The sequence below is a fragment of the Synechococcus sp. R55.3 genome, assembly GCF_047461975.1.
Lineage (GTDB): Bacteria > Cyanobacteriota > Cyanobacteriia > Thermostichales > Thermostichaceae > Thermostichus.
The window spans coordinates 1-26,027 of the sequence record NZ_JANSIG010000027.1 but is presented as its reverse complement, the minus strand read 5'-3'; the positions used below and the strand labels follow the sequence as shown (position 1 = coordinate 26,027).

The 26,027-nt window shown below is 60.9% G+C and carries 19 protein-coding genes; 9 read left to right on the top strand and 10 right to left on the bottom strand.

Annotation, left to right across the window (positions count from 1 at the left end; genetic code table 11):
* Positions 1-96: 96 nt before the first annotated feature.
* From NW849_RS06225 to NW849_RS06210, 4 genes are all read right to left on the bottom strand, one after another.
* Positions 97-1,689: an Hsp70 family protein gene (locus NW849_RS06225; protein ID WP_414344370.1), complete on the bottom strand. Its 1,593-nt coding sequence runs from the start codon at positions 1,687-1,689 to the stop codon at positions 97-99.
* Entirely contained in the window at positions 1,689-2,252 is a 564-nt protein-coding gene (locus NW849_RS06220; protein ID WP_414356640.1) for a helix-turn-helix domain-containing protein, read from the bottom strand. Before NW849_RS06220 ends, NW849_RS06225 begins: the two co-directional genes overlap by 1 nt.
* Positions 2,253-2,300: 48 nt before the next feature.
* A complete protein-coding gene (locus NW849_RS06215) occupies positions 2,301-2,843 on the bottom strand; it encodes a hypothetical protein (protein ID WP_414356639.1) in 543 nt (180 codons plus the stop codon).
* A 259-nt stretch (positions 2,844-3,102) separates the two neighbouring features.
* On the bottom strand, positions 3,103-3,462 hold the full coding sequence (locus tag NW849_RS06210; RefSeq protein ID WP_414356638.1) for a hypothetical protein: 360 nt from the start codon (positions 3,460-3,462) through the stop codon (positions 3,103-3,105).
* Between the two features lie 180 nt (positions 3,463-3,642).
* Between NW849_RS06210 and trpB the strand changes: the two genes are divergently transcribed.
* From trpB to lysS, 7 genes are all read left to right on the top strand, one after another.
* A complete protein-coding gene (trpB, locus tag NW849_RS06205) occupies positions 3,643-4,896 on the top strand; it encodes a tryptophan synthase subunit beta (protein WP_414356648.1) in 1,254 nt (417 codons plus the stop codon).
* 37 nt (positions 4,897-4,933) lie between these two features.
* Positions 4,934-5,692, top strand: coding sequence for an AMMECR1 domain-containing protein (locus NW849_RS06200; RefSeq protein ID WP_414356636.1), 759 nt, complete (start codon positions 4,934-4,936; stop codon positions 5,690-5,692).
* Positions 5,682-6,551: a pantothenate kinase gene (locus NW849_RS06195; protein WP_414356634.1), complete on the top strand. Its 870-nt coding sequence runs from the start codon at positions 5,682-5,684 to the stop codon at positions 6,549-6,551. Before NW849_RS06200 ends, NW849_RS06195 begins: the two co-directional genes overlap by 11 nt.
* A 39-nt stretch (positions 6,552-6,590) precedes the next feature.
* Positions 6,591-7,727: a chorismate synthase gene (aroC, locus tag NW849_RS06190; RefSeq protein ID WP_414356631.1), complete on the top strand. Its 1,137-nt coding sequence runs from the start codon at positions 6,591-6,593 to the stop codon at positions 7,725-7,727.
* Positions 7,728-7,893: 166 nt separating this feature from the next.
* Complete coding sequence (radA, locus tag NW849_RS06185; protein ID WP_414356629.1) at positions 7,894-9,288, top strand: DNA repair protein RadA; 1,395 nt, start codon at positions 7,894-7,896, stop codon at positions 9,286-9,288.
* A 218-nt stretch (positions 9,289-9,506) separates the two neighbouring features.
* Entirely contained in the window at positions 9,507-10,316 is an 810-nt protein-coding gene (locus tag NW849_RS06180; RefSeq protein ID WP_414356627.1) for a Uma2 family endonuclease, read from the top strand.
* A gap of 50 nt (positions 10,317-10,366) precedes the next feature.
* Positions 10,367-11,902 (top strand): lysine--tRNA ligase, encoded by a 1,536-nt coding sequence (gene lysS, locus NW849_RS06175; RefSeq protein ID WP_414356625.1) that lies wholly within the window; start codon positions 10,367-10,369, stop codon positions 11,900-11,902.
* A gap of 93 nt (positions 11,903-11,995) precedes the next feature.
* Here lysS and NW849_RS06170 read toward each other — a convergent pair whose 3' ends face one another.
* From NW849_RS06170 to NW849_RS06150, 5 genes are all read right to left on the bottom strand, one after another.
* Entirely contained in the window at positions 11,996-15,805 is a 3,810-nt protein-coding gene (locus NW849_RS06170) for a tetratricopeptide repeat protein (protein ID WP_414356624.1), read from the bottom strand.
* 157 nt (positions 15,806-15,962) lie between these two features.
* The gene (locus NW849_RS06165; protein ID WP_414356622.1) at positions 15,963-17,585 is read right to left on the bottom strand and encodes a copper resistance CopC/CopD family protein; all 1,623 of its coding nucleotides are present in this window, start codon (positions 17,583-17,585) and stop codon (positions 15,963-15,965) included.
* Positions 17,586-17,602: 17 nt separating this feature from the next.
* Complete coding sequence (locus tag NW849_RS06160; RefSeq protein WP_414356620.1) at positions 17,603-18,196, bottom strand: YcnI family protein; 594 nt, start codon at positions 18,194-18,196, stop codon at positions 17,603-17,605.
* Between the two features lie 62 nt (positions 18,197-18,258).
* Complete coding sequence (locus NW849_RS06155) at positions 18,259-18,558, bottom strand: hypothetical protein (RefSeq protein ID WP_414356619.1); 300 nt, start codon at positions 18,556-18,558, stop codon at positions 18,259-18,261.
* Positions 18,559-18,605: 47 nt separating this feature from the next.
* Positions 18,606-18,947, bottom strand: coding sequence for a c-type cytochrome (locus NW849_RS06150; protein WP_011433133.1), 342 nt, complete (start codon positions 18,945-18,947; stop codon positions 18,606-18,608).
* A gap of 135 nt (positions 18,948-19,082) precedes the next feature.
* Between NW849_RS06150 and dnaG the strand changes: the two genes are divergently transcribed.
* Positions 19,083-21,023 carry a DNA primase gene (gene dnaG / locus NW849_RS06145; protein WP_414356617.1) on the top strand — a complete coding sequence of 647 codons (1,941 nt, stop codon included), beginning with the start codon at positions 19,083-19,085 and terminating at the stop codon, positions 21,021-21,023.
* Between the two features lie 147 nt (positions 21,024-21,170).
* On the opposite strand, the gene alaS is transcribed toward dnaG, so the two are convergent.
* Positions 21,171-23,825 (bottom strand): alanine--tRNA ligase, encoded by a 2,655-nt coding sequence (gene alaS, locus NW849_RS06140; RefSeq protein ID WP_414356616.1) that lies wholly within the window; start codon positions 23,823-23,825, stop codon positions 21,171-21,173.
* Between the two features lie 284 nt (positions 23,826-24,109).
* Here alaS and NW849_RS06135 point away from each other — a divergent pair, with 284 nt between their 5' ends.
* Entirely contained in the window at positions 24,110-25,771 is a 1,662-nt protein-coding gene (locus NW849_RS06135; RefSeq protein WP_414356615.1) for a protein kinase domain-containing protein, read from the top strand.
* Positions 25,772-26,027: the final 256 nt, after the last annotated feature.

The following is a 26,027-nucleotide window of genomic DNA, read 5'->3' as shown; positions in this document are numbered from 1 at the left end:
ATGAGAGTTGGGAATCGTGGCCATGTCGTGCCCTTTACATTGCTTTCTTTGTCTTCCGTTGCAGTGAAGACGCTCTCTTCTCTCTACTTTCGTCTCTTAACTCAAGGTGGCTACAGGCTGGGCCTCTGCCAAGAGCGCCTGAGTTTGCAGGTCGGTGATGGTGACCAACAAGCGCCGCGAGCTATCAATGGCAAATTCGACGCGAAGGCGATCCTCTCCCACGCGGCCAGGGGGCTGCAAACGGGCCAGACAAACCGGTAAGGACTCCGTCTCGCTGAGGCGAATGGGCAGGGATCCAAGAGGAGCTAGGGATCGGAAATCGGTTTGCCGGGTGAGCTGCCGGCTGCTCATCCGCCCCAGCTCGTCGTAAACCACTTCCGACTGGACTACCTGGGCCACTTCTCCCACCTCTAGGCGAATCTCCGTTTGTCCGTCGTTGGCCACTTGCAGGATCAAGGGCTCAGCCCGTCGGCAGGGATAGGGGCTGCCCTGTTCGAAGAGGGGGTAGTAGATGTAGCTTTTCTGCAAGGGATCCCAGAGGCGGAGGGCATAGCTGTGGTGCAGGCGATCCTCCAGCTTCACCTGGCGGCCCACCTGCAGGGCGCCCAGGGCCACAGCATCGAAGGGGCGTTCGCAGCGCACTTTCTTTTTGCCGAAGTAGGAGCGCAGCAGCTCTTGAACTGCTGGCAGTTGGGAGCTGCCTCCTACCAAGAGCACCTGCTCAATTTGGTTCTTGCCCAATCCCCTCGCCTGGGCGGTGAGGAGAACGTCGTCTAGGCACTGGCGGATTTGATCCAAAAGCTGACGAGCTTCCAGGATCTCTTCCAGCTCCTGCCGGCTTAACTTCAACTCATGGGCAGTGAGGGCTTCGTCGTCAAACCAACTGCCCACCGCTTCCATCTGAGTGGAAAGGGCGATCTTGAGCTGTTCCGCCTGCTCCAGGAGGTTGAGCCAGCCCAGAGCTCCAATTTGCTGTCGGCTTAGCCCCAGTTGCTGCAGTAGGTAGTCGGCAATCCAAATGTCGATGTCCACCCCGCCCACATAGGCATCGGCCTTGGCGATCACCTCCGCTTTGAGGACAGGGCTACCCGCTTGGGGAGCGAGGGTGCGCACCAAGCTGAGATCCAAGGTACCGCCGCCGAAATCCACCACCAGCACTAGGGATCCCGGCTGGCCAACCGCATAGCCCAGGGCTGCTGCCGTGGCTTCATCGACAATTTGAACGGGATCCCAGCCACAGGCACTGGCCACTCCCCGCAGCCAATTGAGGTAGCGCTCAAAAGAGCCGACAGGGGCGGTGAACACCAGCTGTTGCGGCTGCAGGTGTTCTTTCGGGACAGCTTCCATCACCGTCTGCAAAAAAGCTTGGGCCACCCTCTCGGCGTCGTAGCGCTCTCCATCTAGAACTCGCGGCGGAGGGACAAACTCCGCCACCAAGTCCCGCTTAAACCCCTGAAACAGCCGTTGCGGATCCACTGCCCCCCACCGACCGGCGCGCACGGTTTCCCCCACCAGGAGCTGGCCTTTTCCCTTCACGTAGACCAAGCTGGGAATAGCCGAGTGGTCCGGGCGAGAGAGGCCGGGAAGAGTGAGGAGACGGGGCACTGCTTGGGCGGGATCCCAAACTGCCACCACCGTGTTGCTGGTGCCAAAATCAATGGCTAGGGTCGCTTTGGGGGCAGGTGCCATCAGCTCAATCCTCCAGGCAGGGAACGGCTGACTTTGGCTGGGCAGAGGATGTGGTCACCGCGGCGGTAGCCGACAAAGCGAATGTAAACGGGATCCCCCTTTTGAATATCCAGCTGATCCGGTTGATGCAGTTGCGGATCAAAGGGGACGGACTCCAGGGGGTTGCCGATGGGCTCATACCCCCAGCGCTGCAGCAGAGCGTCTAAGGAGCGAAACAGAGCTGTCACGTTTTGGGCCGGCCAATCGGGCTTGCGCTGGGCAATCTGGCGGACAGTGGGGTAGCTGGTCAGCAGCGGCTGCAGCAGAGAGAAGAGGACTTCTGAGGAATCGGTGGATTCCATTTTGTCATTCCCGTTGAGGCGCAGCAGGGATCCCAAATCCCACTGCAGAGCGGCAGCCAACTTTTGCAGTTGCTCCAGGCGCAGGGATCCCCACTTCCCCTGGCGCACCTGATCAAGGGCGCGGCGGCTGATCCCGGCCTGGGCCTGTAAAGCCCGCCAAGAAGACAGGCCAACAACCCGCATGCGTTCCTGCAGCCAACTATCCAGCGGTCTCTCGGCCATTGGGTTTTGCCAGGGATCCCTACGATCATGCCCCAACTTGGGTCTAGCTCAGGGATCGGCAAGGCGCAGGGAACGGGCTATAGCTTCCACATCTCGGTCATAGCGCTCGCGCCGGCTGGCCGGGTACACGAACTCAAAGCCAGCTTGCAGCGAAGGGCGGACAACTGTTTTGAGATAGAAAATCCGCTGGCCAAAGGGCTCCGCACCGCTGACACGAACGGGCTCGTAGCCGGAGACCACAAAGAAATCCCGGCCAACAGCTTGGTAAGTAACCCGGCGTTGGTTTTCCCGGCTGCGCTGCAGCTCTTCCTGCAGGGCGCTGGCGGGCGTTGCTTGAAAAATGTTGTACCCACCCCAAACGCGCAGCTCAGCCCCGTCTTGACCGAGGAACACTTGGCCGTCGCCATTGTCGGATTCCCCTTGCGGAATGAAGTCTGCCGGGTAGTGGATGCGGTAGCCAAAGCGGGCGTTGACGTAGGGCTGGAAACCGGCTTGGGCAACGGGAAGGGCGGGGTCGGGAGCAATGACGGGGATCCCCGCTCCTAGGATCAGTCCGGCAAGCAGACAAGCTAGGCGAGCAGCAGACTTCATGGTTTTGATTGCTCTAATCTGTAGCTATCCTAAGCTCTCTCACCTCCAGCCCCTCTCCTAGGGGGACAGAATTTGGTTTATCCAAGCTCTTTCCCAAAAGACAAAGGGAATAGGAATCCAAGTTTCACTGCCGTTGAGAATGGGTCGGTTGCGCCGCTTGTATCTGGGTGCCACTTGAAATAGTAGGTATAGAATCTTTTTCGAGAGTTTGAAATAAAATACCGATTTTTGGGCCACTATTTTGTTTTGTCGACCAAGTTTAAGTTTGCCGATCAACATCAGGGTTTTGGCCGGAGCGCAGCCGTTCAATTTCTTCTCTTGCCCGCTGGATAGCGCCGCAGTTGTCTACTGCTGCCCAGGTGGAGGCCAGAAACAGCCCAGGGAGAGAAACCTCTCCTTCTTCGTCGCTAAACAACACGCCGATGAAGAGACACCACCCCAGAAAGATCATCAGAGCTTTCCACCGCCGCGTGTAAATGTAGGCTGCAAAAGCAAGCAGAATGGACAAAAAGATCGCCACCCCCTGAGACTTTTGAGAAAGGGCATAGGTGCGCCGCACCTCTTCATCTCTGCGCTTTTGATCTTCTTGCTGGAGCAACTCTTGCAGATGCTTGTCCATAAGGCCGCCTCAAAATCGGACGGCCTTATCTTAAAAATCCTGGGAAGACCCTTGTTCAAAACAACTTTTCGGGATCCCACGGCAGAAGAAGAGAGGCGAGACTGGTCATCGCCCCTTCCTTCTGTAGAATGGGAAAGCCTCTCTCTAGTTGCAGGCTACAAGGCCCGGACGGACTCTGCCATGACCTCAGCTTCTTTTGCTTTTTCCCCTCGTGTTTTGGATCCCCTTGACCCGCAGGTGCGTCCGGATCCCCAGGGGCGGTTTGGGCCGTTTGGGGGTCGGTTTGTGCCGGAAACCCTGATGAGCGCCCTAACGGAGCTGGAGGAAGCCTTTGAGCATCACTGGCGGGATCCCGATTTTCGCGCTGAGTTTCACAGCCTGCTGCGGGATTTTGTCGGGCGGCCCAGCCCTCTCTACTTTGCCCAGCGGCTCACAGAACACTACGGTGGCCCGCAGATCTACCTGAAGCGGGAAGATCTCAACCACACCGGCGCCCACAAAATTAACAACGCCCTTGGCCAGGCCCTGCTGGCAGTGCGTATGGGCAAGCGACGGGTGATCGCCGAGACCGGCGCCGGGCAACATGGGGTGGCCACGGCAACCGTGTGTGCTCGTTTTGGGCTGGAATGCGTTATCTACATGGGGGCACTGGATATGGAGCGGCAGGCCCCCAACGTGCAGCGAATGCGCCTGCTGGGTGCTGAGGTGCGGGGGGTGGAGGCGGGCACGCGTACCCTCAAAGATGCTCTGTCGGAGGCGATCCGCGACTGGGTGACGAATGTGGAGACCACCCACTATGTGATCGGTACGGTGGCAGGGCCCCACCCTTACCCGAAGCTGGTGCGGGCCTTTCACGATGTCATCGGCCAGGAGACGCGGCAGCAATGCCAGGAGAAGTGGGGAGGGCTGCCGGATGTGCTGCTGGCCTGTGTGGGAGGCGGATCCAATGCCCTGGGCCTGTTTAACGAGTTTGTCCGGGATCCAGGGGTGCGACTGATCGGCATCGAAGCCGCCGGAGAAGGGCTGCACACGCCCCGCCACGCTGCCACCCTCAACCGCGGTCGGATTGGAGTCCTGCATGGAGCCATGAGCTACCTACTGCAGGATGAAGAAGGGCAGGTGCAGGAGGCCCACTCCATCAGCGCCGGCTTGGATTACCCCGGTGTAGGGCCCGAGCACAGCTATCTGAAAGAAATTGGACGAGCCGAGTACTACGCTGCCACCGATGATGAGGCCGTAGAGGCGTTGCTGCTGCTGTCGCGGCTGGAAGGGATCATCCCCGCGCTGGAGACGGCCCATGCGCTGGCCTACCTGAAAACTTTGGCCCCACAGCTTGGATCCCAGCAACGGGTAGTGGTCAACTGTTCTGGGCGCGGCGACAAGGATTTGAACACCGTTTTCAAGTATTTGCAGCAGAGAGGGCGTAGCTTTTAGAGTACGGTTGTTGTGACCACCAACGGGATTCTCTTGGGTGTTCACCTGCCGAGTTCACTTCACGGTTCGATTGCTGGGTCTTCTCGGCCTGCTCCTGGCTGCGGGGCTGGGCTTGTGGACGGGATCCCTGCCGCAGCCTTCTGAGACAACTGCCCCTGTTCCTCCGCCGGAGTCCATGGGTGCCTCGCACCGCTTACGGGATCGCACTGGCGGGACGGAGTCCGATTCAGAAGGGATCCCCTCCCCCACCCGGCGACCACCTCTCCCTGACACCCTGCCGGCACTGGCGCGTCAGGCCATTGCCCACTACTTCGCCACCGGCCAGGTGCTGCCACCTCCAGACGAGATCCCACCGCACTGGCAGCGCTCAGCGGGGGTTTTTGTAACAGTGAGTACAGAAGGTCGGCCCCGCGGCTGCTGGGGCAGCTTGGATCCCAGCGGTGAGGATCTGGCCAGGGCCACCATCCGGGCGGCGGTGGGGGCTGTGACCCGCGACTGGCGCTACGTGCCTCTGCGACCTGGGGAGCTGGAGTCAGCAGCCATTCAGGTGGCCATTGTGCGGCGGGTGGTGCCCATCGCGCTACTCGGACGGAGTCCTTTCGCCGCCGTGGAGCAGGTGGATCCAACCCGCACGGGCTTGTTTATCCGCTCCGGAACACGGGGGGCGGTGTTGCTGCCGGGAGAAGCTTTGACGACGGAATGGCAGCTCGCCACTGCCAAGAGGTTGGCCGGGATCCCTGTCGACCAGCCGGTGGAGCTGTTTCGCGTGGAGGCAGAGCTGCTGCATGAGTTTTGAGGAGGGGGCAGATCTCAGCGCTTCGCACCGCTGTCGTGAATGGCTGGCAGCCGTGCTGGGCAACACTCACGTGCGCTGGGGCTGGTTTGTGGGGGAGACCCTGGTGAAGGTGGAGCAGTTTCCTGCCCACCAGCCCTTGTCCTGGCCGCAGCAGACAGAGCTGTGGCTGGCTCCTGTGGGCTCTGCTCCCCTGCCGCCGGAATCCCCTTGGGTGCATCGATTGGAGCTATCGCAGGTGCCGCTGCGGGATCCCTACCCAGGGCTGGGGCTGGATCGGGCCTTGGCCTTGTGGGCTGCCGGGATCCACTACGGCTGGCCTTGTTTGGTGATCGACGCGGGTACTGCCCTGACCTTGACGGGAGCAGATTGCGACGGATCCCTGGTGGGGGGGGCGATCTTGCCCGGCCTAGGGCTGCAGGCGCAAGCGTTGGCCGACTACACTGCTCGGCTGCCCAAAATCCACTGGGATCCCTGCTCTCCCTTACCCCCCCGCTGGGCCACTGACACCGTGGCTGCCATCCGCAGCGGCATTCTCCACACTCTGCTGGCGGGGTTGCGGGAGTTTATTGCCGACTGGCGTCGCCGCTTTCCCCAAGGCCCTTTGCTGCTGACCGGCGGGGATGGGGAGTGGCTCTACTCCCACCTGCAAAGTTACCGGCAAAACCCCGTTAGCGACAGCGGGACGGAGTCCTTGAGCAGAGAGCAGAGAGGAAAGAGCGGAGAGAAGAGAGCCTCACTCCTCACTCCTCACTCCTCACTTCTCACTCCACTACATTGGGATCCTCACCTGGTGTTGCGGGGGATCGCCTGCTGCCGTCAGTGGCACCGCGCCGCCGGGCAGCCCCCTGTTGCAGAATAGTTGCAAGACAAAGTTGCAAACCCAAAAGTTCGGGATCCCATGGCCAACGGCAACTCCTTCGGCGTCCTGTTTTCGGTTACTACCTACGGCGAGTCCCACGGTGGGGCAGTGGGGGTGGTGGTAGATGGCTGTCCGCCCCGCCTGCCGTTGACCGAGGCCGACATTCAAGCGGAGCTGGATCGGCGTCGCCCTGGCCAGAGCTCCATCACCACGCCGCGCCAGGAAGCCGATCGCTGCGAGATCACTTCGGGAGTCTTCCAGGGCCTCACCCTTGGCACCCCCATCCACATCCTGGTACGCAACCAGGATGCCCGCCCCCAGGATTACAGCGAAATGGCCACCACCTTCCGCCCCTCCCATGCCGATGCCACCTATCAAGCCAAGTACGGCATCCGCAACTGGCAGGGGGGAGGACGGGCCTCAGCGCGAGAGACCATTGGCCGGGTGGCGGCAGGGGCCATTGCCAAGAAGATCCTGCGCCTAGCGGCAGGGGTGGAGATCCTGGCCTACGTGCAGCGGGTAAAAGACGTGGAAGCCCAGGTGGATCCCAGCTCGGTAACTGCAGAGCAGGTGGAGGCCAACATCGTCCGTTGCCCCGATCCAGAAGCGGCAGCAGCGATGATCCAAAAAATCGAAGAGGCGGCGCGGGAGGGGGATTCCCTAGGGGGTGTGGTGGAATGTGTGGCCCGCAACGTGCCCCGCGGACTGGGATCCCCGGTGTTCGACAAGCTGGAGGCCGATTTGGCCAAGGCGGTGATGTCCCTGCCGGCCAGCAGAGGGTTTGAGATCGGCTCTGGGTTTGCCGGCACCTACTTGACGGGTAAGCAGCACAACGACGAGTTTTACATGACCCCTGCCGGCTGGCGTACCCGCAGCAACCGCTCCGGCGGCATCCAGGGGGGCATCAGCAACGGAGAAGATATCCTCCTAAGGGTGGCCTTTAAACCCACCGCCACCATTCGCCAGGCCCAAAACACCGTCACCCTCGATGGGCAAGAGACGGTTTTGGCGGCGCGGGGACGCCACGATCCCTGTGTGCTGCCGCGGGCGGTGCCGATGGTGGAGGCGATGGTGGCCCTGGTGCTCTGCGACCACCTGCTGCGCCACCACGCCCAGTGTGGATCCCTGGCCTTGCCGGAGCTGCCCATTCCTGCTGTTCCTGTGTCCCACACCTAGCAGCAGCCGGTCGCGATACTCGGACGGAGTCCTTGGCGGATATCCTGAGTAGGAAGAGGAGAGAGCAGAGAGAAGAGAGCAAAGAGAGTGGATCCTCACTCCTCACTTCTCACTCCTTCCTTCTCACTTCTCCCTTCTCACTCCTCAAAGAGCGGGATCCCCATTCATGGCCAAGGCCAAAACCGTCTGGGAGTGCAGCCAGTGCGGCGAGCGCTATGCCAAGTTTTTGGGCCGCTGCGACCATTGCGGCGCCTGGAACACCCTGACGGAAGTGGTCGTCGCCCCAGCGGCCAAGTCCCCACGGGCCCAAGCCCTCGCTCCTAGGTCCAACCGCGCCAATGGGATCCCCCGGTCGGCCCTCCCCCTCTCCCAGGTCTCCTCAGATCGCCACCCTCGCCTCTCCTCCGGCTATGGCGAGTTTGACCGGGTGTTGGGAGGTGGCATTGTGCCGGGATCCCTGGTGTTGATTGGCGGGGATCCGGGCATTGGCAAGAGCACCCTGCTGCTGCAGAGCGCTGCCCACCTGGCCAAGAGCGGGCCCATCTTATACGTGTCGGGGGAGGAATCGGCTCAACAGATCAAGCTGCGCGCCGAACGGCTAGGGGTAGAAAGCGAGCAGCTCTACCTGTTGGCAGAAACCGATCTGGAGGCCATTGTGGCGGAGATTCAAGCTCTGCAACCGCGGGTGGCAGTGATCGACAGCATCCAAGCCATCTTCTGGGGGCAACTCACCTCGGCGCCGGGATCCGTTTCCCAGGTGCGGGAATGCACCGGCCTGTTAATGCGGCTGGCCAAAAAACTGGGGGTGGCTCTGCTGATTGTAGGCCATGTTACCAAAGACGGATCCCTGGCCGGGCCGAAGGTGCTGGAGCATTTGGTGGACACGGTCTTGTACTTTGAGGGGGATCGCTTCCAAAGCCACCGCCTATTGCGCGCCGTCAAAAACCGCTTTGGGGCAGCCCAGGAAATGGGTGTTTTTGAGATGACCGCCTCTGGCTTGGTGGAGGTGGAGAACCCCTCGCAGCTTTTTTTGAGTAGCCGGGATCAGGCCATGCCCGGAACAGCCACCATCGTTGCCTGCGAGGGCACCCGCCCCTTGGTGGTGGAAGTGCAGGCCCTAGTCAGCCCCACCAGCTACAGCTCCCCCCGCCGCACCTCCACCGGCATTGAAATCAACCGCTTTTTGCAGATCTTGGCTGTGCTGGAAAAACGGGTGGGGATCCCGCTTTCCAAATACGATGCTTACATCGCCTCTGCCGGCGGCATTCAGGTAGCCGAGCCAGCTGCCGACTTGGGGGTAGCAGTGGCCGTGGCCGCCAGCTTCCGGGATCGCCAAGTGGATCCTTTTACAGTCCTGATTGGCGAGGTGGGACTGGGGGGGCAGGTGCGCCCGGTGGCCCAGTTGGAGCAGCGCTTGAAAGAAGCCAGCAAACTGGGGTTTCGCCACGCCATCATCCCCAACAGCCCTGTGTTGTCGGATCACGGCCTGCGCCTGAGTCGGGTGCAGCGGGTGTTGGAAGCCCTGCTGGTGGCTGTGCCCGGTTCCCAGAGCGCAGAGTGAACATCCCCTTGCCTTCCACCCGTCGCCGGCTGCTGGGCTCTGCTGCGCCTATCTCCAAAGGCCAAGCTCGGCATCCGCTGCTTCGGTGGCATGTCCATCATGTTCCCGAAAACTTTTGTTACCCTCGAAAAAGGCTACGCCTGCTGGGCAAACAGCTCAGCAGCCTTAGCTGAGCCCTAGTCCGTAGTTAGCAACACCAGCAACGGATCCCGGTGAGCATGGTTTCTGCACTCTCCAGCCCAGTCCAGCCCTCGATGCCGGAGGCGGCATTTCCTCTGCCAGAGCCACCGGATAAAGGCTACACCCGCTGCGCGAACAGTGACCTGGTCATCGAGGACGATGAGCCTGTGGACAGCATTCACTCGGAGAAGCTGCAGCGCCTGCTCACCGGTGCCCTCTACACCTCATTCCAGCCCAAGGCCAAAGACACCGGGGAACCGATCCCCTTTTTGGCCACGGCCAATGTCGGTCTGTTCTATGCCCTCAAACTGCCTCCCCTGGTGCCCGATGTGATGCTCAGCCTGGAGGTGGCTCCCCCCGCCAGCTTTGAGCGCAAGGAAGATCGCACCTACCTGGTCTGGGAGATGGGTAAGCCGCCGGATGTGGTCATTGAGATTGTCTCCAAGCGCAAAGGGGAAGAGCTGGGCCGCAAACGCAAAGACTATGCCCGCGCCGGCGTCAGCTACTACGCGGTCTACGATCGCACAGCGGGCGTAGCCTCTCCCTTGCGGCAACTAAGGGAACTGCAGGGATCCCCTCTGGCCCTTTTTCAGCGGCGGGGAGGTGAGTTTGTCCCCTTCGCGTCCACATGGCTGGAGGACATCGGGCTGGGCTTAACCCTCTGGCAGCGATCCTTTGAGGTCGTGAATACCGAATGGCTACGCTGGTGTGATCGGGAGGGGCAGGTTTTGCCCACCGGCGAAGAAAAGGCTGCTCTGGAACAACAGCGCGCTGAGGCAGAACGCCAACGGGCCGAAGCCCTTTTGGAGCTGCTGCGTTCCCACGGCATCGCACCGCCGGCAGCCTGAAAAATCCCGTCCCTAACGGGGCTTCCATTGTCCATTGCCTATCCACCGCCATGTCTACCCTCCCCAGCAGCAGCGAAGCCGCCCAACGGGCCGCCCGCCTGGAAAAAGCCCAACACCTGCGGGAACAAGGGATCCCGCCCTATGCCTATTCTTTTCCTGTTACCCATCTGGCTGCCGAGCTGCAGGAGCAGTTTGCCGACCTAGAGCCCGGTGCCGAGCGGGAGGATGTGCAGGTGGCCGTGGCCGGTCGGATCCGGGCGCGGCGGGTCATGGGCAAGCTGGCTTTCTTTACCCTTCAGGATCGCTCCGGCACCATCCAGCTTTACCTGGAGAAGCAACGGCTGACGGAGCATATGGGGGAGTTGGCCTTCAAGAACTTGGACAAGCTCATCGACGTGGGCGATTGGCTGGGGGCCAAGGGCTGCCTCAAGCGCACCGAAAAAGGGGAATTGTCGGTGCGGGTGGACGAGTACCAGGTGCTAACCAAGGCGCTGTTGCCGCTGCCGGACAAGTGGCACGGCCTGCGGGATGTGGAGAAACGCTACCGCCAGCGCTACGTCGATCTCATCGTCAACCCTGAGGTCAAGCAGACCTTGCTCGACCGCGCCCAGATCATCCGCTCCCTGCGGCAGACTCTGGAAGAGCGAGGTTTTGTGGAAATTGAGACGCCAGTGTTGCAGGTGATCCCCGGCGGGGCGGAGGCGCGACCCTTCATCACCCACCACAACGCCCTGGATCTGGATCTCTACTTGCGCATTGCCACCGAGCTGCACCTGAAGCGGCTGGTGGTGGGCGGGATCGAGCGAGTCTATGAAATTGGGCGGGTCTTTCGCAACGAAGGCATCTCCACCCGCCACAACCCGGAGTTCACCTCGCTGGAGGCCTATCAAGCCTTCGCCGACTACCACACCATGATGGAGCTGACGGAAACCCTGGTCTGCAACGCCGCCCTGGCGGTGCGGGGATCCCTGCAGTTGACTTATCAGGGGGAAACCATTGACCTCACGCCCCCCTGGCGGCGGGTGACCCTGCAGGAGTTGGTGGAGGAGACAACCGGGATCTCCATCGATGTGGAAACGGGATCCACCGCCGAGCTGTTGCCCGCCTTGGCAGAACGGGGGATCCCCAATCTCTCACCCCAGGACTCCCCTGGCAAGTTGCTGGTCAAAGCCTTTGAGCACTGCTGCGAGAGCCGCCTGCGCCAGCCCACCTTTGTTCTGGACTACCCCCTGGATGTGTGTCCCCTCACCAAGCCCCACCGCAGCAAACCGGGGTTGGCCGAGCGCTTCGAGCTGTTCATCGTTGGGCGGGAGACGGCCAACGCCTACTCCGAGCTCACCGATCCGGTGGATCAGCGGCAGCGGCTGGAGGCCCAGGCAGCCCTGAAGGCAGCCGGAGATGAGGAGGCCCACTTTCTGGATGAAGACTTCCTCACGGCCTTGGAATATGGCCTGCCCCCCACCGGCGGCCTGGGCGTGGGGATCGACCGCTTGGTGATGCTGCTGTGCGACGCTCCCAGCATTCGCGATGTCATTGCCTTTCCGCTGCTGCGGCCCGAGACGGGAGAAGTGGCGGAGGAGGCTTGAGCCGATCCCTCTAACTGTCCATTCAAATCCCATCGATTTCTAAGAGAGGTTGGAGGTGGCCGCGGCGACGGCGCGGAGCCTTTGGGAAGTGTCTCAACCTATTTTGAAATAACTAGCGATAACGTCTTCCAAAAGCCGACCTTCGTACCCTTGCATCTGGAGGGCAGCCTGGAAATCCTGGCAGGCTCTCTGCCAATCCCCAAGGGCAGTCCGGGCCAGGGCGCGGTTGAGGTGGGCCTTGAGGTGGCAGGGATCCCTATCGCTCGCGTCAGCAGTGCAGAGTGTTATGGCTTGGTCGTAGTCGCGGATGGCCGCCGAAAAATCCCCCTGTTGGGCGTAGGCCCAGCCGCGGTTGTTCAAAACCCAGACCCGCTCCTGGGGATCCAGCTCCAGTTGCAGCAGTCGGGTGTAGTCTTCTATCGCTTTGTCCGTCTGTCCCTCGCCATCCCACAGGAGAGCTCGGTGGAGCAAAGCAGAGTGCTCCTGGGGGTTCAAGGCCAGGGCCTGCGTGTAGTCGGCAATGGCCAGCTCAGGGCAATTGGCCTGCCGGTGTAGATCCCCCCGTTGACGGTAGGCCAGGGCAGCATCGGCCACCCCCCAGTTCTGGTCGAGGCTCAGAGCTTGGTTGAGATCCGCCAATGCCGCCTCTTGATCCCCCAAAGCCAGATGCACCCTTGCCCGCAAAGCAAAAGCCTGAGAAGCCTGCGGTTGCTGCTGGATCAGCGCCGTGAAATCGGCCAACGCCCCAGCCAGATCCCCCCTCTCTTGGCGACACAAGCCCCGATACAACAGGGCTTCGGTGACCAGCACTTCTGGATCCCCTGGGCTGGCCAGCTCCAAGACCCGATCCCAATCGGCTATTGCCCCCTCCAGGTTGTGGCGCAGGCGGCGGACTTGGGCCCGCTTCAGGTGGGCCTCCAGATAGAGCTGCCGGGACTGTTCCCCGTCTTGGGCCTCTTCCTGGATGACTTGGTCGAAGTCGGATTCAGCCTGCGCGTAGTACCCCAGCTCCAAGGACTCCGTCCCGCTGACGCGATCCTGCTCCGCACGGTTGGTAGGGCCATCGGTGCCGCGCACCGCCAACGTCAACAACAGAGAGCCGCGGGCCAAGCGGGCCATCCTGTGTTGGGGATCCCGCTGCAGCAGACGGTTTAGATCTTGCAAGGCCGCTTCGGTCTGACCCAACTGCTGCAGGGCTTGTCCTCGGTGCCACAGCGCTTCCCTGTGGTCAGGATCCTGCTGCAAAACCCGGCTGAGATCCTGAATGGCGGAATCCCAGTTGCCCACCTGTCCATGGGCCATGCCCCGTCCCAGCCAAGCCGTCCAGTCCTGAGGATCCTGCCGCAACACCTCGTTGTAGTCGGCAATGGCCTCTGGCCACCGGCCCAGCTGTCGGCACAACTCAGCTCGCTCTTGGCGCAGATCCCGCCGTTCCGGCTGCAAGCGCACCGCCTCGTTCAACTGCTCCAAGGCCGCCTGCAGATCTCCCGTCTGGATTTGGGCCCGCGCCAGATCTCGGCGGATATCCGCCTCGGCCACTGCCACCCCCAGCGCCAAAGCCTGGTGGTAATCCTGGATGGCCCCCAGCCCATCTCCCAGAGCAGCCCGCACTTGGCCGCGATGGAAATAAGCCAAGCCCGACTGAGGATCCCCTTGCAGAGCTTGGTCGAAATCGGCCAGCGCTCCCTGCCAATCCCCCAACCGTTGCCGTGCCATACCGCGGCATAGATGGGCATTCAACAGCAGCTCCGGCCCGCGTGGGATCCCAGGCCTCGCCGCCCACTGCAACACCTGCGAGAAGTCCTCACAGGCTGCCGGCCAATCTTCCCGCTCAACATGGAGTTGGCCGCGGTTGAAGTAGAGCTGAGGGTTCTGCGGATCCCGCTCCAGGGCAGCCGTGTAATCCTGCAGAGCCGCCAGGGGATCCCCCAACAGCCAATGGATTCGCCCGCGGCTGCTGTAGGCACTGGCATCTTGGGGATCCAAAGCAATGGCCTGGTTCAAGTCGGACAAAGCCGCTTCAATGTTGCCCAAGTCCAGGTGGGCAATGCCCCGGTTGAGGTAGGCTTTGGCCATTTGGGGATCCAGCTCCAGGGCGCGGTTGAAGTCTGCCAGAGCGCCGCCGGGATCCCCCAGCCCCTGGCGAGCCAAGCCCCGGCAGAGATAGGCCCGCGACAGGTTGGGATCCAGACGGAGAGCCTGTTCACAATCGGCCAGCGCCGGCTCCAGGGTGTTGCTGCTCAGGTAGGCCATGGCCCGCTGCAAGTAGAGATCCGCTAAGAACTCCGTCCCGCTGACGCGAGCGGTGGCTTCAGTAGCCCGCAGCGATATGGCCTGAGAAAAGTCTTCAACAGCCCCCTGGGGATCCCCCAACGCTTGCCGGGCCAGGCCCCGGTGGTAATAGGCTTTGCCGTGGCGAGGATCCAACTGCAGCGCTTGGGTGTAGTCCTCGACGGCCCCTTGCAAATCTGACAACTGGACCCGCGCCACTCCCCGGTTGAAGTAGGCTTCCCCGTCCTGAGGGTCCCGCTTGATCACCTCGGAAAAATCGGCTGCTGCCCCCTGCGCATCTCCCAGATGGCCGCGCACCACGCCGCGGTTGAAATAGGCCCGCACATCTTCCGGGTTGAGCTCAATGGCCCGCGAATAGTCTTCGATGGCCTGCTGCTGCTGATTGAGTTGCCGGTAAGCATTGCCACGGTTGTAGTAGGCCACCGCCCATTGTGGGTTGAGGCCGAGAGCCTGGGTGTAGTCGGCAACAGCTCCCTCGTAGTCCTCCAGCCGGTAGCGGGCAATGCCGCGGTTGAAATAGGCGCGGGCGTCCCCTGCCAGTTGAATGACTTGGGTGTAATCTGCGATGGCCCCTGCCAAGTCCCCACTTTTGTAGCGGGCGCTGCCCCGCTGGCTGTAGGCGCGGCTATTTTGGGGATCCAATTGAATGGCCAACGTACAGTCGGCAATCGCCCCCTGGAAATCCCCTTGGCGGGCTTTCTCCTGTCCGCGGGCCAACAGGCGCGTCACCAAAACCTGATCCACCGAAACATCGCCGAGCGTCGCCTCTTGGGGAAAAGGCAACAGGGGCCGCAGCGCCTCCAACACTTCAGCAGCGGACTGGAAGCGCTCTTGCCAGTGGGGGCAGATCAGGCGATCCAAAATCTCGGCCAGCTCCTCGCTGACCTGAACCAAATCCCGCCAGAGCAGTTGGCCGGTGCGGGGATCATCCCGGATCTTGTGGGGGGGACGACCGGTGAGGGCTTGGATGGCCAACACCCCCACAGAGTAAAGGTCGCTGCAGGGCTGGGGCTTGCCGTTGAGCTGTTCGGGCGCCATGTAGCCAACCGAGCCAATCACGGTCGCCAACTGAGTTTGGCCGGGGGCATGGCTGACCAACCGCCCCACTTCCTTGACTGCCCCAAAGTCGATCAACACCAACTTGCCATCGGCATCGCGGCGCATCAGGTTGGCCGGCTTGATATCCCGATGGACGATCTGGTGGGCGTGTACATGGCGCAGGATCTCCAAAATATCCCACAACAGTTTCAAAACCTCGGCCTCGCTCAGCGGCTTGCCCGGGATCAGCTCCTGGCTGAGATCATGCCCGGCAACAAACTCTTGCACCAAGTAAAAATCCTGATCCTGCTCGAAGTGGGCCAAAAGGCGGGGCACTTGGTCGAAGTGGTTGAGCTGGTTGAGAACCTTGGCTTCCCGTTCAAAGAGCTTGCGAGCCGTGGCCAGTGTATAAGGATCCGTGGAGAGGGGGCGAAGGCGCTTGACGACGCAGGGGCTATCGAAGGTGTCTTGATCCACCGCCTTGTAGGTTATGCCAAATCCCCCTTCCCCGAGGGGATGGAGAATGCGATAGCGTCCCCTGAGCACACTTCCCGCTCTGATCTTGTCTTCCATGGCCAAGTCAGTCCCTGAGCGGCGCAGCCTTTTGCCACTGCAAGCTGGCTCGATTCTGCCACAGGCAGACGCCCTTGGGCGGAGCAATCCACAGCTCCTATCCAGGGTCTTTTTCTGCTTTTTCTTTTCGCGATCTTCAATGTCTGTAACAATTCAGTCAGAGAGAAACCGCGATCTGACCTCGCCGCTCTTCAAAATCGCTGATCAGCAGTCTCACCTCGATCTGCCATTCCCCCGCCAGGGCTAGGGGCACATTTTCCACCACAAATTGGCCAGGCCCATCCGGCGCTACAGTGCGGCGTAGAGGGGGGATCCCCTGTTCTGGCAGGGAAAACCCAAGGGTCAATTCCTGGGCCGGGACTCCCTTCACCTCAGCCCGAATTTGATTTTCCCCAGGACGACAGGGCAGAATCCTCAGGTGCAGGCTGCCTTCCGGCCAGTTCAAGCGCTCTTCACAACTGGTCTGCAAGCCCGACTCCAGTGGGGCTCCCATGCCGTGCCTTCCATTACTGGGAGGAGCCTGGGCCACCAGGAAGCTGGTCAAGGCCAGCACCAGCATCAGCCCCACCAACTCCAGGCGGACGATCCGGCGCAGCGACCGGCCCACCGTCTGCCCACCCTGTTGCAATGCCGGCACCAGCCGAAACTTGTTGTGGGCGCCCAGCCCCACCATCATCAGCACCAGCAGCAGCTTGGCCCAGAGATACTGCCCATACGGATGATCCCAGTCCCAGCCGCGGTGGATCCCACCCATTCCCACCCCTGCCAGGATCAGTCCGGGCACTGCCCAGGTGGCCACGTCAGAAAACCGTTGGACGACCCCTGCCGATTGAGGAGTCCATTCTCGGCTCAACAGGCGATCCACTCCCCACAGCCCCCCCAACCAAAAAGCCGAGCCGGCCAGATGTAGACTCAACAACGCTACCGTTCCCACCGGATACTCGCTGGTAAGGGCATGGCCGATGGGCAAAAACGATCCAATCACCAACACCGATCCAATGCCACCACCCCAGGCGGCACCTTCCTCACAGGCCCAGATCAGGATTCCTAGCCCCACCAGCCGCAGCCCTGTACCCCAACCGTAGGGAGAAAGCATCACACGCAGCAGCTCTCGCCCATTAAAGTAAGGGTAGAGCTGGGCCAAATGCAGACTGAAGGCCACCACGGTCAAGCTGAGGGTGATCCAAGCTGTCGCAAAAGCCCAAGATAAGGGCTCCGCCCCGCTGACGCGATCAGAATCGGCGAAACTGCTCCGCTGCCCCCGCAACAGTCGCCACCAGCCCAGCACCCCCACCACAAAGAGGCTGCCCAAGTAGATCCCCCAGCGTACCCCCACCAGCGGCCAGTACAAGGGATCCCTTCCTTGGGCGTGAGCTGTCCTCGCCGCCTGCAATTGCCCAGGATCGGCTGCCCCCACCTGGAAGGCAAACGATCCACTCACCGGATGGGAATCGGCAGAAATGGCCCGCCAACTGACGATGTAAACTCCCTCTGGGATCTCCTGGGGCAGATCCCCCTGCGGCGCGTTGCCGGTGCTCACCACGTTTTCCAAAGCTAGCGCCCGTCCGCTGCTACCCAAAACCTGGAGTTGCGTGATCCGCACCGGCTCATTGAAGACCAGCCGCACCTGTGTCGGCGCTTCCTGCAGCACCGCCCCATCCTCTGGGAAGGTGGAGAGCAAGCTGGCATGGGCAAAAGCGGGCTGGATCCCGGCCACCCACAGCAAGGCGCAGAGGATCCCAGACCAAATCCAAGCAAAACCCCTTTTGGGATGAAACATGCTCCTAAGCAGACCGCTTAGCGGGTACCGTGACCATGCCCATGTCCATGCCCGTGGCCGTGCCCATGTCCACTGTCTCCACCTGTCAGCTTCAGCAGCGGAGCCGGCTCCGGCAAACTGTTGGGATCCTCGCCAGGCTGAGCCACCTGAATCCAGCGGTACATGCCCTGCTCGCACTCCTGAATCACTGGGATGGGGATGACCTCACCGGGGCGATTCGGCAGCTTGAGGCTGATGCTGAACTCATCCATGAACTCATCGGGCAGCGAGCCGCCGCTCCAGATCACCTCGGCAACCGTTTCGGTAATCATCTTCCCATGCGACTCATAGGGGGTCTCCAGCGGCTTTTTGACCGTCTCGATTTTCCACAGGGGATGCACCATCGGCTTCACAGAGACGAATCCCTCCGGAATCTGCACCCGCAGGCGCACGGTCGGGGATCCATCGCAGCCATGGGGCACCCGAAAGGTGAGCTTGGCAAAGCTGCCCGCCGGGGCCTCTTTGGGATGGACGGTGACATGGGCCCAGGCAGAGGAAAGGGGTAAAAAACTCATTCCCAGGGCCAGCAGAGATTTCTTGGCCAGGGTCAAGTAACTTTGCAGACTGAACATTCGCAGATGCTCCTTACAAGCCTGTAGAGAAAGAGAAAAATGCAGTGTTTGTTGGTCAAAACCTAGGGGTGGTGATGGGATCCGTGGGATTCCGTTACGCTCATGCTGTGCTGTCCCCAACTGGAGAGGCCCATCGACACCAGGCCGGCGCTGGCCAAACCCATCGACACCAGCCCGAAGGAGAGCGCCCCCATAGCCACTAGGCCAATGGAGAGGATGCCGTGGGTCACCACGCCGATGGCCACTACCCCATGGGCAGAAATGCCCACCGCCACCAAGCCATGGGCTCCCACGCCAACCGACAAGATTTTGCGGCGGGATCCCTTCCCTTCACATCCCTGCTCGTGAGGCAGCCGCTCCACTGGTCTCCCCTGGAGCAGGGCTGGATCTTGAGTCCTCTCTTTGGACACTAGCCTCTACTCCAGTTGTGCTCAGCGCGATCCAAGACATAGGCTGCCACTGCCTCGATCTCCTCCGGCTTGAGAATCTTGGCAAAAGCCGGCATGGCCCCTTTGCCGTTTCTCACTTGGGCCTGGATCAGCTCAGGGGTGTCTACGTGGTACTCATGAAGAGCCGCCAGAGAAAGGTTTTTCGCTGCCACCAAAGTGTTGCGCCCGTTCAAGTGACAACCCACACATTTGGCCTGAAAGACCTTGGCTCCCAAGGCCAAATCAGGCTCAGCAGAAGCCATTTGCGGGCCTAAAAAGAGGGCAAATACTGCCACCAAAAGCCCGATAAAAAGGTTGATCATTCGCATTTTCATCTCAGGGACTGACCGAAAACTAGCCTTTAAGGCCCGCCCATTATCCCAAGCCCGTTGGGCCAGGTCAAAAGACAGCCTGTCGAGTTTCCCCCGGCTACTATAAGGTCAGGCTCCCCCGAAGCCATGAGCGGTCTGCCCCCCGATTTCATTCAGTTGGTGCGCCAAAAGGCCGACCTCGTGGAAGTGGTGGCCGAAAAAGTGGTGCTGCGCAAGCAGGGAAAGAACTTCGTTGGGCTTTGCCCTTTCCACAACGACCACAAACCCAGTTTTCAGGTCAGCCCCAGCAAGCAGATCTACAAGTGCTTCTCCTGCGGGGCAGGGGGAGATGTGCTGCGCTTTGTCATGCAGACCGAGCATCTCTCCTTTGCTGAGGCCGTGCGCCACTTGGCGCGGCGATACCACATACCTCTGCCCACCCGCAATCCCGAGGCGCAGCCCTTGGGATCCCTTGATGAGCGGGAGCTCTCCCACCGGGAAAAGCTGCTGGAGATTTTGGCCATGGCTGCCGATTTTTATCGGCATGCCCTCCGATCCCAGCTAGGATCCGCCGCCCGCCAGTACCTGCACAGCCGCCACCTGAGCGAAGAAACTTTGCAAAAATTTCAAATCGGCTTTGCTCCCCCCGGCTGGCAATCTCTCTACGAATACTTGGTCAACCACAAGCGCCAACCGGTCAAACTTTTAGAAGAGGCTGGATTGCTGGTTCCCCGCCAGCAGGGATCCGGCCACTACGACCGCTTTCGCAACCGGATCATGCTGCCCATTTTCGATGTGCAGGGGCGGGTGATCGGGTTTGCCGGCAGAGCCTTGGGGGAGTCAGGACAGCCCAAGTACCTCAACTCTCCAGAAACAGAGCTCTTCAACAAAAGCCAGGTGGTCTATGGCCTCAACTTTGCCCGCGATGCCATTGCCAAGGCCGATCAAGTCCTGGTGGTGGAAGGCTACTTCGATGTCATCGCCCTGCATCAGGCGGGGGTTGCCTATGCCGTAGCCGCTATGGGCACCGCTTTGACGCCCCACCAGGTGAAGATCCTGCTGCGCTACACCCAATCGAAGCGGCTGATCCTCAATTTTGATGCGGATCGGGCCGGTTTGAACGCCGCCAACCGAGCCATTGAAGCCGTTGAAGAACAAGCGCGGCGCGGAGAAATTGAGCTGCGCATTCTCACCCTTCCTGAGGGCAAAGATGCTGACGAGTTTTTGCGGGAGTACAAGAGCTCGGCCCCGCCGACGCGAGCGGTTTCTGAACTGCAAACCCTGATCGAGCAAGCTCCCCTGTGGCTGGATTGGCGAATTGAACAGGTGTTGGCCGGTCGGGATCTGAGCCGGGCCACCGATTTTCAACAGGCCCGTCAAGCCCTTGTGCAACTGCTGGCCGGTTTGGGTGGACAGTGGCGCTCTTTGTATTTGCACAAAGTGGCAGAATTGCTCAGCCGCGGCAACGGTCGCCTCAGTCGAGACTTGGAAGAAGACCTGCGCCGAGCGGTGCGGCAGTACCGCTGGGCCAAACCCCGGCAACCTTCCCTCAATAAGGGATCCAAACTCTTGCAGTCGGAGTCCCATCTTTTGCAGATTTTTCTGCATTTTGGCGAGTATCGCCGCGAAATTCGGCAAACTTTGCTGGAGCGGGAGCTGCAATTTAGCTTTCGCCCCCACCGCGAGTTGTGGCAGCGGATCTTGGAGCTGATCTCGGCTCAGCCGGAGCTGGAAGACCGGGGAGAGACTTTGCTGACGGCTTTGCGCACCCTCTGTGCCCAAGATGAGCAGCTCAACGAGCGCCTCAGCCATCTGCTCTGGTTGGACGAAAATACCCGCGTAGCCCTGATGCGTCCACGGATGGTGGTGCGGGCCGCCATTGCCAACATGGAGCTGGAAATTCGCCAGAAGCGCTACCGCTACTGGACCCAACTGTGGGATCAAGCCTTTTCCGAAGGCAACACTGCCCTGGCCGCCCAGTACCAGGCCAGCATCCAGCAGGAATACCAAGCGATTCAGGCGCTGCAGCGGCAGGTGCAACTGAGCCTGGAAGACATGTCGGAAACCCCACTGGCCGAAGATTTATAGTCATTTCGATTCAAACTAGGACACTAAACCCATAACCCCATACGCGGCCAGAAGGCTTCTCTCTATAGCCCGAGTGTCTCACCCTAAACTGAACAGACTGTAGTGGCTGATGGACGGCCTGTTGGTGCTCAAAAGGGCTTCGCTCCCCTAGCGCGAGATCAGCTCCGCTTGCAACCGCTCCCGGGCCACCTGCAAAGCCTCTGCCAATTTCTCCGGCTGTTTGCCCCCAGCTTGGGCCAAGTTGGGCCGTCCGCCGCCGCCCCCTCCGGTGAGTTTGGCAATCTCGCCGATGAAGGATCCCGCCTTCAGGCCAAGTTGCTGCACAGCAGGGCTAAAGGCAGCCACCAGGCTGACCTTGCCGGCTTCCGGCACCGATCCCAGCACCACTGCCCCTTCCCCCAGCTTGTGGAGCAGATGCTCGGCAGCGGTTTTGAGGGCCTCAGGGGTGGTGGATCCCAGCTCGGCCACCAGCACCTTGAGATCTCCGACGGCAACCGCCTGGGCCAGCAGACCTTCGGCCTGTAGCAAGGTCAACTGGCTGCGCACCTCCTCCAGCTCCTTCTGAGCAGCTTTCAGCTCCGCCTGTAGGGCGGCAACCCGCTCCGGCAGTTCCTGGGGCTTGGCTTTGAATTGGGCGCTCAGCTCCCGCACCACCCTGTCCCGTTCGTTCAGGTATTCCAGCACAGCCGGCCCGGCCACGGCCTCGATGCGGCGGATCCCGGCAGCCACTCCAGTCTCGGCGATGATCTTGAACAGGCCAATCTCAGCGGTGTTGTTGACATGGGTGCCACCGCACAGCTCCATCGACACCCCCGGAAAGTCGATTACCCGCACCTCGGCGCCGTATTTTTCCCCGAACATGGCCACGGCACCTCTGGCTTTGGCTTCGGCCAGGGGCATGATCGCCACCTGAGCAGCATGGGCCTCGGCGATCCAGGTGTTCACCAAGTTCTCGATCTGTTCCAGCTCCTCAGGGGTGACTGGCCGGGATAGGGTGAAATCAAAGCGCAGCCGGTCAAAGGCCACCAGGGATCCCGCCTGACCAATCGAGGGATCGACAATTCTTTTCAGGGCCGCCTGCAGCAGGTGGGTGGCGGTGTGGTGAGCTTGGGCGCGCCGCCGACAGGCCAGGTCGATTTGGGCTTGGACGGGATCCCCCACCCGCAGGATCCCACGTTCCACATGGCCAAAGTGAACGAACAGATCCCCTTGCTTTTGCACATCTTCAATCCGCACCAGCAGGCCATCCCCGGAGAGGTAGCCCCGGTCGCCAATTTGCCCGCCGGACTCGGCGTAGAAGGGCGTGCGATCCAAAACGATCTGCACCGCTTGCCCTGCCTCCACTTGGGGCACCGATTTCCCCTCGACCAACAGGGCCTCGACCACGCCGCGGGCGGAAGATTGGCTGTATCCCAAAAACTCCGTTTGGCTGAGGAAATCCGCCAACTCGTCCAGGGATCCCTGGGCTGTGAGGTCGATGGTTTGGTGGGCGGCGCGGGCCCGCTGCCGCTGTTTCTCCATTTCTTGTTCAAAGCCCTCCAGATCCACACTGAAGCCGTGTTCTTGGGCGATTTCTTGGGTCAGCTCCAGCGGAAAACCGTAGGTATCGAAGAGCTTGAAGGCGTCGGCGCCGGAGATCTGCTTTGGCGAGCTGCTGTCACGGCGGGAAGATTCGACGGCAGTAAACAAATCCAGCAGTAGCCGTTCCCCCCGCTCCAGGGTTTTGAGAAACTGCTCTTCCTCCCGTTGCAGCTCGGTCTTGATCAGGGTTTCTCGCTCCCGCACCTGAGGATAGGCAGCCTCGGCCAACTGAATCGCGGTCTCGATTACCGGGATGGTGAAGGGCTCGCCAATCCCCAGCAATCGCCCGTGGCGCACCATTCGCCGGATCAGCCGCCGCAGCACATAGCCCCGATCCACATTGGAAGGGAGCACCCCATCGGCAATCAAGTGCATCACTGCCCGCGCGTGATCCCCGATCACCTTCAGAGAGATCTGCTGCTCCGGGTCGGCCTTGGAGTAGTTCAGCCCGGCGATCCCAGCCGCCGTTTGAATGATGGGAAAGATCAAGTCCGTCTCGTAGTTGTTGGGCACCCCCTGCAACACTTGGGCCAACCGCTCCAACCCCAGGCCGGTGTCGATGTTTTGCTTGGCCAGCGGCATCAGGTGACCTTCGCTATCCCGGTTCAGCTCCATGAACACCAGGTTGTAGATCTCCAGAAAGCGGGAGTCATCCTCCAAATCGATCCGCTCATCCCCCAGCTCTGGCTTGAAGTCGTAGTAGATCTCAGAACAAGGGCCACAGGGGCCAGTGGGGCCGGCAGCCCAGAAATTATCCGCCTCTCCCATGCGCTGGATGCGGTGGGCCGGGATCCCTATCTCATCTCGCCAGAGGGCAAAAGCCTCCTCATCTTCGCGAAAGACGCTCACCACCAGCCGTTCCGGGGGCAGGCCGAACACCTCCGTCACCAGCTCCCAGGCCCAGGCAATGGCCTCCTTTTTGAAGTAGTCGCCAAAGCTGAAGTTGCCCAGCATCTCGAAGAAGGTGTGGTGGCGCGCCGTTCGGCCCACATTCTCGATGTCGTTGGTGCGCACACATTTCTGGGCCGTTGTAACCCGTGGGTACTCCGGATCCCGTTGCCCCAGGAAAATGGGCTTAAAGGGCAACATGCCGGCAATGGTCAGCAGCACCGTCGGATCTTCCGGCACCAAGGAGGCGCTGGGCAACACCTGGTGGCCCCGCTGAGCGTAGAAGTCCAGAAAAGTTTGCCGAATGGCGGCACCGGAAAGCGCTGGAAACATGACAGGCGAAGATGGCTGTATTCATCAATTCTAAGTTTTCCCTCTGCAGGGCAGTCCAGCCCTTGTTGTTCTCCTCTGTTCCACCAAACCCCATCCGCCGAAAACCTAAGCGATTTGTCCGATTAACCTCAGGGCGGGCAGACGCTAAGATCAGCCTATCTGAGGCAGTTGTGCAAGATTTGTTTCTTCTTGGTCTAACCTGTATGTATCTCTCACAACTTGCCTGCCGACTTCTTGGCTCCGTCTCGGTTGTCCGGATCGCCAGCCGGTAACCCCAAACTGGTATGCCCAACTGCTACTGCCTTAACCCTGCCTGTTTGCACCCGGAAAACCCGGCGGACGCTTCTACCTGTGCCTCTTGTGGCCATCCCCTCCTGCTGCGCAATCGCTACCGGGCCTTCAAGCGCATCGGCCAGGGGGGATTTGGCTCTACCTTTTTGGCGCGGGATGAGGACATGCCCTCCAAACCTTGGCGGGTGATCAAGCAGTTGCGCCCGGTCGAGGGATCCCCGCAACTGGCCAAGCTGGCGGAGGAGCTCTTCAATCGCGAGGCCCAAGTGTTGGAGCGCCTGGGCGAACATTCGCAGATCCCCAAGCTCTACGCCCACTTTCAGGAAGGCGGCAAGTTCTACTTGGTGCAGGAATTTATCCAGGGCACCACCCTCTCCCAAGAAATGCGTCGCAATGGGCCCTTTTCCGAAGAACAAACCCGGCAGGTGATGCAGGAGGTGCTGCTGATCCTCAGCTATGTCCACAGCCAAAACACGGTTCACCGAGACATTAAACCTGCCAACCTCATTCGCCGCAAAGAGGATCAGCGGCTGGTGCTGATCGACTTTGGGGCCGTAAAGGAACTGGGGCCAGCCCAGGAGCAGGCGGCAGAAGTGACAGCAATCCGCTCCCTTGGCTTTTCTCCCCCGGAGCAAGTAGCCGGCCAGGCGGTCGGTCCCTCTAGCGATCTCTATGCCTTGGCTGCCACCTGCATCAACTTGATGACGTTGGAATCTCCGGCCAAGTTTTATAACCATGAAACGGGACAGTGGGATTGGTCGGATTGCCTGCAGCTCAGCCCGGAATTCGACGCCATTCTGCACCGCATGTTGCAGCCGGCCATCAACCAGCGCTTTGCCACCGCCACCGAGGTCTTGCGGGCGTTGCAAGGGATCCCGGTGGAAGAGGCAGGCGGCCCGATCTCTCAGCCGATTGTGTTGCCCAGCTCTCCCCTGTCTGCCAATCCCAGCACATCGGTGATCTCCGGCTACTGGGCCAAGCGCCGCTCAGGCGGTTTCGTGCCCACACCCCTCCCTCCGTCCACCGCAGGGGGAATGACAGCCAGCAGCCCGGTATCCATCCCCTCTGAGTGGGGGAGCACCACCGGTTTCACCCAACTGGGCCGAGCCAGTAGCATCACAGGCGGCGGACGGATCAAGCCGGCCACCCCACCGCGGATCCCTTCCATGGCGGGAGCGGATCTGCGGGGAAAGTCCTTTGCCAACCAAAACTTGGCCGGCTATGATTTGCGCCGGGCCGATCTGCGGGGGGCCGATTTCTCAGGGGCCAACTTGCAGGGGGCGGATCTGCGCGGCATCCTCTTCAACACCCCTCAACCCTACTGGCTGCGGGTTTTGATCCAACTGTCTGGATCGGCCAAGACGTTGGGAGGGATCCTGACAGGCTTGGGGGGGCTGCTGGGCTCAGGGATCCTGGCCTTTTTGCTTGTCCGCCTGACCACGGGCAATTTGGTTTATGCGTTAGGAGCGGCTGGGATCGCCTTGGTGGTGGCCAGCTCGGTGATCTGGTCGATGGCCGGTGGGGTTCGTTTGGCTCGATACCCAGAAGAAAAGAGCAAGCGCTTTACCAACTTTTGCAAAGCGGATCTACGGGGGGCGCGGATGGACGAGAAGCTGCGGAAGTTTGCCCGCCGACAGGGGGCCATCTTGAGTTGACGCAGGGCGGATTGCGGATCTGGCGGATCTGGAATTTTGCGTTGCGATCTTTAACTTTATAGATCTTTAATAGTTTTATAGTTGTTTCAGGCTAGGATGAGACGTCTGGGCTACTGATCGCGCCGGCGAGACGGAGTCCTTAGAAAAGCCTTCTGGCCCTCCGCATTCAACGCTTTGTCCTAGGTCGTGTTGATCTTATGTTAGGATAGAGAGAGTAATTTATAGAGGAAAGAGGATGAAGTTGGTTTTTTTAGAT